This is a genomic window from Stenomitos frigidus ULC18 (genome assembly GCF_003003795.1).
Lineage (GTDB): Bacteria > Cyanobacteriota > Cyanobacteriia > Leptolyngbyales > Leptolyngbyaceae > Stenomitos > Stenomitos frigidus_A.
The window spans coordinates 12,949-27,669 of record NZ_PVWK01000080.1 but is presented as its reverse complement, the minus strand read 5'-3'; the positions used below and the strand labels follow the sequence as shown (position 1 = coordinate 27,669).

The following is a 14,721-nucleotide window of genomic DNA, read 5'->3' as shown; positions in this document are numbered from 1 at the left end:
GGCGACTCGTTCATCGACCAAGTGGCGCAAGCCATGGTGCTGAAATCTGAGTCCGTCAGCCCACGCTAATCACATACCGTTCCATGGAACGTCCCTACAGAAGGGAAATGGTTCAGATTAATTAATCCACGATCCTTAGCGATCCGCCTTCAGCCGTCGGCGATCCGTCGTCAGTGGAAACTTTCGAGTACAGTCCAACGAAAAGTTCAGGAGCAGACCCTCAGAGGCCAACTTCAAAGCTTGCCGTCAAAAAGTTACAGGTTATTTCATTTACGGTCTTAGGCTTCGACCGCTAAAGCCCCTTTGGGATAAGCAACACACGCTAACGCATAACCTGCTTTTTTGTCTGCATCTGATAGTGCTGTCGGTGGTGTGTCATACCGCACCTCGCCCTTCCGGATACGCACTTTACAGGCTCCGCACGCGCCAACACGGCATGCATGCCGGATTTGAATGCCTTCTTGTTCGGCTAATTCCAGAATGGAAGCACCATCATCGGCCGGTACTTGCTGCTCGGCTTTCATGAAGTGGACTACGGGAGACGTCGCAGCAGACGCAGGAACAGACGTCAGTTGAGTAGACGCAGACTTTGGAGATGTTAGCTTACCAGCATGCTGTCCATTGCCATTCTGAACGATCGCAGACTGCGGTTCTGTTTGCCAGGCTGTAGAAGCTGCCGCTCTTTGAGCTGGCGGCTTTGACTTCTTGCTGCCACCAAAGCTTTCTTGCTGGTAGTTCTGCATCGGGAATTTCATGCTTTCCAGTAAGAGCTTAGTGCTTTCCATAAAGCCTTCTGGGCCACAAACATACACCGATCGATCAAGAAAATCTGGCGCAACCATCTGTAGTAGAGAGTTAGAGAGACGCCCGGTCAAGCCCATCCAGGACTGTCCTAACGATTGCTGAGTGAGGCTAACGGCCAGATGGAAATTGGGCAATTGAGCCGCCATCATCTCTAATTCGCTACGAAAGATGAGATCCTCTGGCTTTCGAGCGCAGTGTAGGAAGACAATGTCACAGTCAGTCAGCGTGTCTTGAACCCATCGAGACATGGACATCATGGGTGTAATGCCACTGCCAGCCGAAATTAGCAGCAGTTTAGAGGGCAAGCCAGGCAAGCAGGTGAAGTGCCCTAAGGGCCCACCCACAAGCTGTACGCGATCGCCCACTTTGAGATGGTCATGCATCCAGTTGGAGACCATACCAGTGGGGGCAGAGGGCTGATCTGAGGGCGGTAGTACTCGCTTGATCGTCAAACTGATGTGATAAGGGCGCGTCGGTGACGATGAGATGGAGTAGGAGCGAACCACAGGCTTGCCATCAATCTCGATCGCCAGATTCACGAATTGCCCGGGCTTGTAGGTAAACAATACGGGCGGTTCGGCCTTGAAGTAAAAGGTTTTTACATCCGGAGTTTCGTCCACAATGCGGCAGCACTGGCATGTCAGATCTTCTCCTTGCCAGTTCCACTCTGGCAGCACAACAGAGGCATAGGTTTCTGCCTCATTCGCAGAGGGAGGAATTGCAGGGGCGGTGACACCTTCGACATAGAGAAAGGTTTCCCCCAGTTGAAGGATATCAGCAAGATTAAGTGGGAACTTTTCGTTAGCAGGCAGGGTCTTGCCATTCAGCGTTGACCCAAAGCTACTACCCATATCCATAAAGTAATAGGCATCGTCAGCGTAGGCAATCTTGCCGTGTACACGACTCACTTCTGGGTTCGACAGCACTAAATCGCAAGCGGTGCTGCGTCCAATCAGCCATTCCACCTTTTCAGGCTGCATTTGCTTTAAGTGATGGATTTGAAACTGCTGCTGCTCGAAATTAATTGACTTTAAGGTCAACATAGGCATGTAGGTTCCTTGGTGCAACGTGTGTGAATGTGCTTTGCGATCGCACGCTTGGGATGTGAGCCTTGGCCCTTTCACCGCACTCAGCGCTCAACGGTCAGTTTGAGTTTTGTTGCTGAGTGCTAGTGGTTGGCTGTCTCACGCGTACGTTCGGGCTGCTGGGAGTCTGTCAATTTGAAATTGACCGCTATTGGGGGCTAGGGATCATTTTTTGAGTGTTTGAAAGCGCTCGAAAAGCGCTCGGCAGAGTTTCCCTTGTAGGGGCGCAAGGGCTTGCACCCCAATGTAAGACGGACAAATAATGGTCCATTGATGCTTTGGATGTCTCTCTAAAGATTGGCGCGATTGGGGTTTGAGGGGCTGAGAGGACGAGCGATTGTTTTTGCCAGGGTGTCTTCGTCGTGAATCTGGGGCGAAGATGGCCGTGTGCGGGAGTCGTTGAAAATTTGTGGATGAGTGGCAGCGATCGCTTCAAGTGCTGCAAAATGGTCGGCATCCTTTAGTTTCAGGTCTTGTCGGAGCTTTTGACAGAACTCAAAACTACTGGATGTATCGGTTGCTTGTTGCTGTAGCAAATCCAGCACAACCCCGGTGTAAGTGTGCAGTCGTAGCTGCTGTGAGAACCCTTGTAACACTTTCACGAGTGTATAGATCTCATCCGGAGTTAATTCATCAATTGAGCGACCTTCCAACAGTGATGGATCAAGCTCTAATTTTTGCAACTGCTTCCGCAGGCTCACTGCCATATTCTCACGTTCATACTGAGCATGCGTGCGCTTGATGGTGCGGTAGACCCACATCGCACCGACTAAAACAATCAACGCGTTGAATGCCAGCAACGGCCAGTAGGGCAAGCGGTTCAACGACGGACGGGCTCCGTAGGAGAAAAAGGTCCAGAACGAGGTGATCGAAAACAGCGTGAAGGCGATGTGACGAGCCTGCTCAGCCGAAATGGGACGACCACGCACTGTCAGCCTGCGACAGAGTTTCTCGACAATGATGCCGATCGTAAACGTGATGGCAACCAACACTAAATAAGTGATGGTAACGGCTGCTGCTTTGGGAATGGGAAGCGCATGACCATAGATATAGAAGCCCGTATCCATCACTTTGGAAACTTGATCTTCTTCATGGGTCCAGGCGCCTGAGAAGTAGTAATCCCAGTTGCCTGAGTAAAGGTAATAGTACAGGTAGAAAGCAATCACCATACCCAGATAGCCATATTGCACCAACCGCCGACCAGGTTTGAACAGTTCATTCCAGTAGGTCTTTTCAGCATCAATGTCAATGCAGGGTGCTTTGCAACTGACACAGGCACTTTGTTCTTTGCCTGTCTTGGGGTCGACCATCCGGCACATCGATTGAGTCGGTGCGGCCTTGGGCTGTAGATGATTTTGGCTGCCCAACAGAGAGCGGGGTCCTGTATATACCGTTTGCACGATCGCCATCGGGCAAAAGTACTGGCACCAGCTCTTACCAGCGTATAAGACGCCAACCAACATCGAGCAAAGAATGCTGAAGATGAGAAAGCTGCCCAACGCGATACGATCGGAATTGACGTAAAGGATACGGAGCACCAGCCCTATGAAAAAGAAGGCAGACTGAACATAGAGATGGTTGCGCCCCAGCCAGGATTTTTCACCAATGACGACAACCTCCCAACGCTTCTCCCCGGTCACCGGATCGATGACTTTGCGTTTTCGCTGTAGCCCCAGAGCACGGGGAATTTGTGACATAAATGAGAGAGGGCAAATGCGTCGCCAAAACTCATGCCCCAACACCAGCAGAATGAAAATGCCAGCGGGTACAATCATTGCCCACCACATGATGGCGCTCATCGAAAAGGGCTTTTCTGGTATGCAAACATCCCGAATTTTGACGCATCGCGCTGGGTCTAGATAGATTTCTGGATGGAGCTGAAACGGGCTGCCCACAGCACTAGGAGCTGTAAACATGGGAGTAATGGGGTCGTAGAAAAACGATGCAATTAACACCAACCAGCCGAGGGTGATGATCCAACGGACACGGTGCATGGTGGTTTCAGAAACGTTATGCAGCATAATACTTACCTCTTGTTGGAATGGTCAGTTGGGAGCTGAAGCCGTGAGGGAGGAACATTCAATTGCTGGGGCTCTCTAGCGTTTGAACGTGGCCTTTTTCAGTGGACGTCACTAGCATTGAGCTGCCAGACACGTAACCGTTGGTCGGCACTCCAACTCACCAAATAGCGATGATTGGGGCTTAGCGCAACGTCTAAATTGCGTCCCAATTCGCCAGACTCTCTTTGCACTAACTGTCCTGCCTTACGCATCCAAACTCGAACGCTGCCGTTGGTATGAACGGTAACGATGCTTTGGTCGTTGAACGACGTGGCGATCGCGTTCGCCGAGTCTTGAGGAAACACTGTGACTAATTCTTCGCGTTTGAGATCCCACATCAGCCCTCGATCTTTGCCAACGCTGAAGAGCATGTGGTCATCTGCCACCTGCAAACCAACGATTTCAGCGGTGTGTCCGGCGAAGGTGCGTTTGAGCTTGCCAGCACTGAGATCCCAAACCTGAATCTGACGCATGGACGCATCAGCCTGATCGCTATCATTGCTAGCACTAATGAGACGATCAGGAGTTGCTCCATAGGCCAATGCCGTTACCCCCCCATGAGGAAGCTGGAGGCTTTGCATACGGATACCGGTTTGCGCATCCCACCGACGGATTCTACCTTCTTTACAGGCACTGACGACCGCACTGCCATCGGGGCTAACCGCAACGGCTGTTACAGGCTGCCGATGACCTTCAAACGATCGCAGTAGCCGTCCCGTGTCTGTATCCCACAGATAAACCGAGCCGTCCTGACCACCACTGACCAGTAGTTTACTGTTTTGGCTGATGTTTAGGGCGGTAATGGGACCGTTATGGCCAGAGAGTGACTTGTGCATCGTGCCAGTCGTCAATGACCACAAACGCAGGACATGATCCGCCCCCGCCGTTATCAGAGTCCGATTGTTGGGCGCAATGAGCATCCGATCGACCCCCTGCTGCAGGGCTACATCACGCACCATCATTAAGTGCGTCTCGGAGGGGCGTAAGCGCTGTTGTAGTTGGCTGAGCAAGGCGGTGGCCTGTTGACCTTGGGCACTGACATACTGGATGCCAATAACACCCAGCAGTATGCCTGCCATTGCTGGTAAAACGAGCTTCGACCCTGCGCCTTGCCAGATCGAGCCCCCATACGGCCGAAAACGCTTTTTGATCGGTAGTGCTTGAAGGTCAGTCAGCACTTCGTCGGGTTGCTGATAGCGATCGCGAAAATTACTCTGCACCAGACGATTGATAATGGCAATCAATTTGGGGTTGATGCTTGGATCAGTCAAATGACGTTGCCAATCCAATTGGCCCGAAATGAGATCGCGTTGGAACTCACGTGGATGTACGCCCGTCAACAGGTGAATAACTAGAATGCCTAAGCCATAAAGGTCACTATTTAACTGAGCGTATCCCAGTTTTTGCTCATCTGGCATATAGTCTGGAGTACCAATAGCCATCGCTAGTTCATTACTGCTAGACGCAATATGAGCGGTTGTTTCTGGCAATTGACAGGCGGCTCCAAAATCGATCAGAACGAGTTTCCCGTCTCGTTTACGGCGAATGATGTTGCTTGGCTTAAGGTCGCAATGAACGATGCGATGAGAGTGAAGATAGGTCAGGATCGCTAGCATTTCCGACAGCAGTTTAACCGCTGCTTCTGTAGCCAGACGTTGGTTTCGGGTCAGCCACTTGCGTAAGCTCTCACCTTCAACATATTCCTGAATTAAATAAGCTTGCTCATGTTCATGACTGTAAGCCAGTAATGTAGGAATTTGCGCATGATGTTGCCCTAGCTTCTCCAAAAGCTTTGCTTCAGTCTCAAACAACTGTTGCGCGGCTTCCGGCGAAATGGTGCTGCTAGCCGATACCTGCAGCGCTTTGACAACACATAACGGGTGATGGGGAAGATATTTATCGCGAGCCAGATATGTTTCGCTAAACCCGCCGGCTCCCAGTTTCTCTAAAATGAGATAGCGTCCTGTCAATAATTGCCCAATCATGCCAATTCAACCTTTTGTGAGGTTCTATCTACACCGCCCCTTCTAAAGGTTTCGGTGGACTCTTTCAATCGTTGTCAACAGTTTCTGCCTGTTCGCAAGAGCCTTCCAACGGTAGGAGAGTGGTATCACCGCCGTCCTACAGTCGAGCACACCCTGCATTTAAAGACAAATCCCCAGTGTTGATAAAACTTGCAATAATGGCGCAGTCGCAACTGCGATCACTCCTTCACGTTGGGGAAGCAAGATGATTCTTCCCATTCAGTCATGGCGCTTGCCAGAGCGGATCAAGTTAAAGCGGTAGATGAAGCCGTGCTTACTCTAGTTCAATCGCAACTCAATGGCAAGGTCGGCTAGATGCTTCCGTAAATTATAATCATCAAGAACACTAGTGTCCACGCCTTATGCCAGAAGCCAGCCGAAGCCATGGGAAGGATGCTAACTGGAACCCGCTCAGAGCGATTGTTCCAATTAGATTTTGTGAGCCTTGGCGGTCACTAACTGGCACAAAGCGAAAAACGCTGTGACAATCGATAAACAAGCATATACCAGGCATTTAGCGAGAGAAAATAGCATAACAATCAATATAGATGAAAGTGCAGTACCCGGAGTTTGCAGGAAGATGAGGATGACGAAGCAGGCACAGCACCAGTGAAGTAAGATGGGTGCGCTAAGCTAATCGTCGTCTGGTGATCCGGAGCAAAGTCTGAGACAATGATTTTTTAGTACAGATTAGTACAGAGCCTGTTGCTTCTAGCAGCGTTTACTAGAGAAGCATACCTGGTTCCGAGCCGATCTGTTTCAACTGAATGGGTGTATCGATCAGAAAGCAAACGAATCGTTAGTGAACTGACAGCGTTCGAGCAGCTGAAAAACTTGTTGGATCAACATTAAACATTACTTCAAGTGCTCCAATAGCCTCTGAACCACGATTCCTTTAAACCAGCGCAGACCCTCTCAAGCAGGCGTCACTCTGTCCTGGTCTCGCTCTATCTGAAATGCAAGGAATGCACTGAATATGACTTCTACTTTTTGGGATGTTCCTGGGATGCGCTCCCACGGATCATTGGAATTTCTGGAACGATCGCTAGGTTCAATCTGTGTGTACAACGATCGCGGTCAAACCCTTTACGCCAGCCAAAGTTTTCTGGAATTACTACAAGCGGTCACGGAAGATGTTGATTTTTTTACCTACTTTCAATCAGAGTTAGTCTCGCGAACAGTACTAGAAAACGTTTGGAAGCTTGCTCTGCAGGGTGAGGCGGTCGACTTTATTGCTAAAACTAAAGACGACGGGAAGAGCCTTGAATGTTCCCTGAAATTTAACGCAGAGGCAGCGTCCATGTTCTTAACGGCTCGGCAAACAAAGCCAGATGCTTCAGTGCATCAGCTTATAGAAGCGTATAAACGATCGTCTACTTTATTTGATCATCCTAGCCTAGCGACTGCCCTGATCAACCAGGAAGGCTTGATTGTTCAATGTAATCAGCGACTACATGACCTCCTCAAAACAACTGAGCACGAAAGACTCTTCTTGGAAGACTTGACTTGCCCAGACGATCGCTTGATTGATGCAGACTTGAAACAAAAGCTATTGGATGGAGCCATCAGCTCCTATACCGTTGAAAAGCGCTTTCTGGCTAGAAACCATGAAATCATCTGGATGAATGTTCGTGTCGCTTTAGCAGCGCTTGATGACTGTGCCGATCGTCATCAGTGCTACTTTACAGTGTCGTTGGAAGATATAACAGAGAGTCGAAAGGTCTACAATGCCTTGATCCGCACCGAAGAAAAGTGGAAAACGTTTGTTTTCAATAGCCCCTATTTATTTATTCAAACGAGCCATACTGGACAGATTGTCTATATTAGTGCTGCTGTTGAGCGCCTCCTAGGTTACAGGGAAGAAGAGTTGTTGGGTCGGCATGTCACGGAACTCCTTCACCCCAACCATTTCAATGAGTTTGAACTCGTCTTGCAGCTATGGCTCAGTGGCGTTCAGTCTAGTCAGCCAGAAATCGAATGTTGGTGGCGAACAAAGTCTGGTCGCTGGGTCGCGCTCTCGCTGCAAGGGCAAACTTTCCCATCGGCCTTAAAGTTTGATGGGGTTGTGCTGAGTGGCTACGACATTACCGATCGTAAATGCCTAGAGATGGAGTTGAAAGCAAGTGAAGAAAGATTTCGATCGCTGGTGCTGAATATTCCAGGAGCGGTCTTTCGATGCAATTCAACTTATACGATGACCTTTGTGAACGACGGTATCGAAGCCATTACTGGCTATCCAGCCACAGCGTTAGTGGATAACCAGGGTCAATCTTTTCTGAGCGTTGTACATCCTGATGATATCGGACTCCTGAAAGACTCCCTCGTCCAAGCTGTACTCGATCGCCATCGCTGTTCGATTGAATACCGCATCATTCATGCGAGTGGGCAGGTGCGGTGGGTGCTCGAACGGAAACAAGGCGTCTTTGATCAGAATGGTAATTTACTATGGCTGGATGGTGTTTTGTTGGATATTAGCGATCGCAAGCGGGCAGAAGCCACATTACGTCGATTGGAACAAACCCCTCACTCTATCGACTGAAGATTGATCAATCGTTGCATATGGACGCTCTTAGTGTGTTCCCACTAACTCTTAACAGAACATTACTCCATCGGCTGAAGACTGATCAAGCGGTTGCATCTGAGCGCTACCAGCGTATTCCCACCAACTCTTAACAGAACCTCTGCACGGCTTCGCACAATCTTTCGCTTAAGCTCTCTGTCTGCAGAAAATTTTGGGATAGAATGAATCCATCGCAATCGATCAGTGTGGGTTAACTGAATGTACCCGGTTCGATAACTGACGAGTGTGGTGTGCAGTTCCTGAAATTTTTCCTTACATGAGTCGTGACGTTCCTGTCCCAGAGATTAACGGGGGGCTTGTTCAATCAATCCCCCAGCCAGACGTGAAAGCCTTGACCGAGCCATTCAGTCAAGCAAAACTCTTCGAAGCCGATAGTGCTTTGGCCGATGATCTAGCGGCTGCCGACAGTGTGCTTGATCACGTGAGTCAGCTGAAAGCCAAAGCGAAAGTAGCGCTGATTCGCCGACTCCTCACGCAGCTTGAAGCGGATCATATCCAAACCATTCTAGAATTTGGGCTGCGAGAGATTGGCGATCGCCACCGTCGAGGCGTGTCGTCTGAGAATCACAACACTCGCCTACTGCTCAAAAAAGACTACAGCTATCAAGATCGCGGTTTGAATGAACCGACTCAGTATTATGTCTATTTAAGGCGGCGTAAGCCCAAGTTAGATCGCTACATTGGCACGCTCTTCTACGTTCCTCAAGGATGTGCACTTGACTACTTCTTGGATGTTGAAGGGCGCATGGTGTTCAAACCGCCTCACAATGTTTTTCAGCTACAGGATTCGACCAATCCGGCTGTCAACCAAGTTGTACGGCTGATTTGCCTGGAACCACCACCAGCAGATTACACGTTTGATAAACAACAAAATGACACTCCAGATATTCATTTGCAACTGGAGTATCTTGATCCAAAAACGCATCAGCCGATCGCCAAGCAGTCGTATCCGTTTCCCGCTTGCATGCATGAAGGAGGCAGGCTCGATCGCTACCGCTGGGAGGTTACACCTCTGATGCTCGCGCCTGATACTTCTGTTTTACATGAGCCCCTCGATCGCCTATCCATTCTAGAGCCTCTGACTACAGAGGGTTTGTTGGTTGCTTCTCCAACACGGGCTGAGTTGAGCCATTTGCTTCCTGGTGACGCAGCGACACGGCTGGATGAGTTCAATCAAGGGACGATCGCGACTCAAGCTGCATGGGTAGACGTTAAGCCAGCAGTGAGCCCTCCTGAGCTGGTAACGCCACAAACAACTCGTCGAGTGCTGGAGCTGCCAATGACACGGTGGTTGACGTTTTACTTATCAAATGACCGTGACTCGGACGCGCTTTTAACGCGGATGCGTTTGTGGGCGACCTGGAGTGAGAAAGCCATGCCACAATCGCGCTGGGAAATGGTGCAAGACGGCACAACGTATACATTAATGAATGCCCATTTTAAGCGACGAATCCTTAGATTCTCCAGCGATCAAACCGCTGTAGCGTTTGAAAACTCGCTACCCGTGTTAGTGCGATGGTTTCATGATCTGGGCTTAGCCGTTTCTCAAGCTCAAAATCAGAGGCAGTACAGCGCGGCTCAGCTACAGCTGGCTCACACCCTTTTTGTCGATATGAGCTTGCCGCAAACTGATCCACTGGTCGTACTCAAGAAGCTCTTTGGGATTGAGTTCTCTAAGACTTTACCCGATCGCCGCTAGCGTGCCAACAAAAAATGTGAGGAGTTGAGCACTCCTCACCAACCAATCTCAATAACCCATCCAATGACGATCGTCGCAGATGCTTGCAGGGACGGTTTAGCACAGCGGCGCTCTAATTTGCTGTTCACGGAGGGGCGAAACCAGCCCTACAGCTCCTATCGCTGATCATATCTGCCAGAAAGCCGTTTCATCGGCATCACAAACCATCCAGCAGTCATGAGGGAAAGGGCCTTGCTAAAGCTGGGGTGGCTTGGTAAATCCCTGTCTCTGTTGTAGAGGGTGATAGTCTGCGGCATGTAAGAAACGCAAAACGTCCCTACGAAATTTTCTTTCAGTGTGCTATTTTGCTTACAATTCCTACATGCTCGGCATGACCGATATTGTTTCTGGTGGGGCAACGGGTGGCTGCACGGCGGGTAAGTCTTCCATCGCAATTTGTAGCATGGCAGCATCAGGCTTATAGAGTTGGGTCATAGCTTGCTGCAAAAGTCCTTGTACAAGCAGGCTTTGATACATGGGTGTGCCTTCTAACGACTTAACAGTGTCAGTGACTTCTTGCCAATTGCCTGCTTGCTTAAGGGCGATCGCTCGTTGCAGCAAGGTCTCTTGTTTGACCCAGCGTTGCTGTATATCTGTCACGCGATTGTGCAACTGGCTGCCGGGTGGAATGGTATTGAGCATTGATAGCGCTTTACCGATGCGAGCTTGCTCGTATTCACCAGTCGCTTGCCGCAATAATTCCCGTGACCAATCGTCCTGGAGCTGTTGCGACATCCCATAATGTCGACTGTTTTTAGGAATGCCACCCACGAGATCCACTGCTTGCGTGACTTGATTACGACCGACTAACGCTTGTGCTTGTGCCAGGAGGTCACTATACACCGCTTCCATTTTGTCAGGGAGCGGATTGTTTTGACGATCGCTCCACTGGTCGTTCACAAGTTTTTCTGGAGCGGCACTAGAAATTCGATTGCTTGGACTCTGGGCACAACTGTCTTTAGCGCTGGCAACCTTTGAAGTCGGCTTGCAGTCATGCTGGATTATCGGTTCTGATACAGACGGTTGTGACCAACCGTAAAGTGCTAATGCAGAGCAAGCGAGCACTCCACGCTCTAAGACCTGACGACTCATAACTAAGCCTTTCCAAAATAAACGATAGGAGACTGTGATGCGGCGCTACGTTCAATGAAACGCTGACAAATTAGTCAAACGGTGAAGGCAGTGGGTACTGTACAGTTGCAAACGAAGCACAACTGCTACTCAAGCCGCAAACTCACACCTTTAGGTCATAGACAGTGACACTCCTCCTTTAGGATAAAGGCATGACCAGATCTTCCCGGTTTGGCGTGCCAGAAGCTTAGCTGGTCTATCGCCTAGCGGAGATGATCTTGACGGGTTTGAGTAAGAAATAGCTGCACCCTGGCGATCAGTCTCTTCAATCCCGTTTGCGGTCATGCCGTTTACCCGAACGCGCAGCTTAAGCCAGCGTGAAGTCATTGGCCGAGAAGTTGGCAATATTTGCCAGTCCAGCAGCACCGCGTTGGTTGTCCAAGTTCGCCAAGACGCTGATGTCTCCACCATCGCTGAGATCGTTGGAAAACACCAACCGGGTCAAACCTAGCGTTGTGTTGAAGTAAACAAACGCCCCTGCATCCGAAGTGATGTTGGCGTTATTCGCGATCGCACGAGCAGCGGCTCCGGCGGCTGGGAATGGATCGGTCAAAACAATCAGGTTGCCATCGCCAGCGAGTTGGGAGGATTGACCTTTCTGAAAGGTCAGATTTTTAAGCCCCAAATCTTTGCCATCGAACGTAAATTTGTCTTCTCCGATCGTGAAATCCAAAACGATATCGGGTTTGTTGAGAGCGTTAATCCCTGTTTGACCGGCGGGTGCAGGTGTTCCGTTGGCAAACACATTGCCTTCATAGACAAACTGGTCAATCCCCTGTCCACCTTTCATGACATCAATGCCATCCCCTCCAATGAGAGTGTCGTTACCTTCTTCACCCTCCAACAAATCATTCCCTGTACCACCAGAAACGAAGTCGTCGCCTGTACTGGCAAAGAGTTGATCATCACCGGCATCACCAAAAACGGTGTCATTGCCGCCGTCAGCTTCGAGTCGATCGTTGCCATTGCCGCCAAAGAGGGCATCGTTGCCAGCGCCAGCAGCGAGAAAATCATTACCATCATTGCCGACCATCAGATCGTTGCCTGTGTGGACTGTATCGGCGCTTGAACCAGTCCGTGCAATGTTATCGCCTGCATCCCCAATAAAGTTAACGCCAGCAGTTGGATCGGCTCCCAAACGGGTGTTGCCCAATCCTTGAAATTGGGATTGGAACTGATCCTGCCCTATGAACGATGATGGGTTGGACTGCAAGAAGGCTAATAAGGTATCTAGTCCTCTTTGTGCACTAATGGCCATGTCATTTCCTCGTAATTGGTTAAGTTGCCTGTATCGGTCAGACGGTGTCTATGTAAACCTAGCGAAAGCTGAACCAGCGTCAGCCAGACTGACGCTGTTTTTCACTGCGGCATACGCATTGCTTTAGCGAACCGTGATGGTAGGTAAAATCTCAGTGTTACTGTACGCGATCGAAGGCTGCAACGGCCTTGATAATCGCTTCACTGCTTAGTTTAAAAACGATCGCCAACTTAGAGAGTAACAATGCTAGAACGCCTACCCAGTAGAGCTTTATGATTGTTTCCAAGATTGGTTGGCATGATCGGTCGGTAGACTTACACCCATAATCTCAGTTCAGGTGTAACACCACTCTGTACCAAGAGTAAAGAAGCAAACAGATTTAGCCAACCTGAAATTCTCAGAACTTTTCAGGACGAATCTCATCTTTTGATACATAGATCTTAAGTAGCACCGCAGAAGAAAAATTGACCGCTAAGTCCTTTTCAGAAGGCATTCCATAGGTAGAATATCTTGACACGCACTTAGATTACAGGCTTTACACGTGTAGTATTTTTGACTCAAAAACCATATCCGGATTAATTGGAACCAATTTTATCTTGTAGTTCTAATTAAATTTCGACTTGCGTGGAAGTTGATTTGATGCTAGTTATGGTTCCGGTAATAGATCCACACGATCGCTTGCCGCTTAACTAGAACAGTTTGTAAATTGGTTCTAATTAAGCAATCATCTTAATGATTGTGTTATGTTCTGGGTCGGTGCATCGATTTAGTACTTGCCCTATAGAATTTTCTAGGTGTAAAAGTGTGCGATGTCTGATATATCAGCGATCGCCGCCAGAGTGAAGCAGGGATTAGTACTGCTGTAACGGCTGGTTTTGCTACCAAGTAAGGGTTTTGGGTTGTAGTCTGGCGTTGCTGCTTCGGGACATAACTTTCGTAGGGCCTTGTTTCTTGCATGTCGCAGGCGATAACCCTCTACAACAGACACAGGGATTCACAAAGCATCGCCAGACTCAGCAACGCCTGTAGAACAACGTTGAATAAAGGGTATTAGAAGCGCACTTCTAATGGGCTTCTAATTATGGTGCCCTATTGAAAGAAACGACGGCTTGCGTCGGTGAGGAGTGTTCGCTCAGTGACATGGATGTATTGCTCGCAAAACTTCTCTGGATGATGGTTTAGGAACATTGCTATGAGCAACTGTTTGAAGATTGGCGATTACCTGTTAAATGGTGATCAAATTATTTCTGCATTAGTTCGATATAAGCTCCTGGAGCCGATGGTTGGGCAGATTTTGCTGGACGAGGTGATTAAGGAAGTTCCATTATCGAAGCAGGAGCTGTTTTATACCTTATTCGGTGCGACAGAGGCTCCCATCCCTGAAGACTTTGAAGGCTTTATCAAGCAATGGTGCCAAATCAAAGGAGTGACTCTGGATTATTTCAGCTCTGTCGTGTTACGAGAATTGCAAGTACAAAAATTCAAGCAGCTTCGATTTGCTAGCCAGATCGAATCAGAGTTCCTGCGTATCAAGTCAGAGTTGGATCAGGTGGAATATTCAGTGATTCAACTGACCCATTTGCCACGGGCACAGGAGCTCTATTTTCAGCTTCGAGATGATGGCGCAGACTTTATGGAACTCGCGCAGCAGTATTCGTTAGGCTCGGAACGGCTGACTGGCGGTCGGGTTGGTCCGGTACCATTGTCAACACTGCCGATCGAAGTCGGTGCGCTGTTTCGTAACGAGCAGGTTGGCACTGTCTATGGTCCCATTCCCGTTGCTGATGGTTTTTGGGTTGTACGTCTGGAGCAATTTACGGCCGCACGCCTTAACGAAGCCACTCGTGCCGATTTAATGAATCGCCTCTATGAAGAGTGGCTGCAAACCCAAACTAAAGCCATGACTGAAGTACCAGGCACGATCGCAGTGTTATCTGATGCGGTGTTAGCAGAAGCAGTATCAGCAAACGCAGCGTCAGCAAACGCTGTCGGACGACTGCCCGTTGCAGCCAATTAAAACATTTAGGAATGCTTGAGGGT

At 49.3% G+C, this 14,721-nt stretch carries 9 protein-coding genes; 3 read left to right on the top strand and 6 right to left on the bottom strand.

What is annotated here, in order from left to right; genetic code table 11:
- Positions 1-278: 278 nt before the first annotated feature.
- From C7B82_RS13735 to C7B82_RS13725, 3 genes are all read right to left on the bottom strand, one after another.
- On the bottom strand, positions 279-1,853 hold the full coding sequence (locus C7B82_RS13735; RefSeq protein WP_245939888.1) for a 2Fe-2S iron-sulfur cluster-binding protein: 1,575 nt from the start codon (positions 1,851-1,853) through the stop codon (positions 279-281).
- A 326-nt stretch (positions 1,854-2,179) separates the two neighbouring features.
- Positions 2,180-3,910, bottom strand: a complete 1,731-nt coding sequence (locus tag C7B82_RS13730; protein ID WP_106256852.1) for a hypothetical protein — start codon at positions 3,908-3,910, stop codon at positions 2,180-2,182.
- A gap of 98 nt (positions 3,911-4,008) precedes the next feature.
- Positions 4,009-5,934 (bottom strand): serine/threonine-protein kinase, encoded by a 1,926-nt coding sequence (locus C7B82_RS13725; RefSeq protein WP_106256851.1) that lies wholly within the window; start codon positions 5,932-5,934, stop codon positions 4,009-4,011.
- Between the two features lie 1,015 nt (positions 5,935-6,949).
- Here C7B82_RS13725 and C7B82_RS13720 point away from each other — a divergent pair.
- A complete protein-coding gene (locus C7B82_RS13720; protein ID WP_106256850.1) occupies positions 6,950-8,512 on the top strand; it encodes a PAS domain-containing protein in 1,563 nt (520 codons plus the stop codon).
- Between the two features lie 298 nt (positions 8,513-8,810).
- Positions 8,811-10,253 carry a hypothetical protein gene (locus tag C7B82_RS13715; RefSeq protein WP_106256849.1) on the top strand — a complete coding sequence of 481 codons (1,443 nt, stop codon included), beginning with the start codon at positions 8,811-8,813 and terminating at the stop codon, positions 10,251-10,253.
- Positions 10,254-10,610: 357 nt separating this feature from the next.
- On the opposite strand, the gene C7B82_RS13710 is transcribed toward C7B82_RS13715, so the two are convergent.
- The 3 genes from C7B82_RS13710 to C7B82_RS33165 all read right to left on the bottom strand — a co-directional run bounded on the left by C7B82_RS13710 (position 10,611) and on the right by C7B82_RS33165 (position 13,669).
- A complete protein-coding gene (locus tag C7B82_RS13710) occupies positions 10,611-11,384 on the bottom strand; it encodes a hypothetical protein (RefSeq protein WP_106256848.1) in 774 nt (257 codons plus the stop codon).
- Between the two features lie 346 nt (positions 11,385-11,730).
- Positions 11,731-12,681, bottom strand: a complete 951-nt coding sequence (locus C7B82_RS13705) for a calcium-binding protein (protein WP_106256847.1) — start codon at positions 12,679-12,681, stop codon at positions 11,731-11,733.
- A 790-nt stretch (positions 12,682-13,471) separates the two neighbouring features.
- A complete protein-coding gene (locus C7B82_RS33165; protein WP_146141151.1) occupies positions 13,472-13,669 on the bottom strand; it encodes a hypothetical protein in 198 nt (65 codons plus the stop codon).
- A 204-nt stretch (positions 13,670-13,873) separates the two neighbouring features.
- Here C7B82_RS33165 and C7B82_RS13700 point away from each other — a divergent pair, with 204 nt between their 5' ends.
- Complete coding sequence (locus C7B82_RS13700) at positions 13,874-14,698, top strand: peptidylprolyl isomerase (protein WP_106256846.1); 825 nt, start codon at positions 13,874-13,876, stop codon at positions 14,696-14,698.
- Positions 14,699-14,721: the final 23 nt, after the last annotated feature.

Coding starts and splice junctions, on each gene's coding strand:
- C7B82_RS13735 (WP_245939888.1), bottom strand. CDS start 1,853: ATGCCTATGTTGACCTTAAAGTCAATTAATTTCGAGCAGCAGCAGTTT.
- C7B82_RS13730 (WP_106256852.1), bottom strand. CDS start 3,910: ATGCTGCATAACGTTTCTGAAACCACCATGCACCGTGTCCGTTGGATC.
- C7B82_RS13725 (WP_106256851.1), bottom strand. CDS start 5,934: ATGATTGGGCAATTATTGACAGGACGCTATCTCATTTTAGAGAAACTG.
- C7B82_RS13720 (WP_106256850.1), top strand. CDS start 6,950: ATGACTTCTACTTTTTGGGATGTTCCTGGGATGCGCTCCCACGGATCA.
- C7B82_RS13715 (WP_106256849.1), top strand. CDS start 8,811: ATGAGTCGTGACGTTCCTGTCCCAGAGATTAACGGGGGGCTTGTTCAA.
- C7B82_RS13710 (WP_106256848.1), bottom strand. CDS start 11,384: ATGAGTCGTCAGGTCTTAGAGCGTGGAGTGCTCGCTTGCTCTGCATTA.
- C7B82_RS13705 (WP_106256847.1), bottom strand. CDS start 12,681: ATGGCCATTAGTGCACAAAGAGGACTAGATACCTTATTAGCCTTCTTG.
- C7B82_RS13700 (WP_106256846.1), top strand. CDS start 13,874: ATGAGCAACTGTTTGAAGATTGGCGATTACCTGTTAAATGGTGATCAA.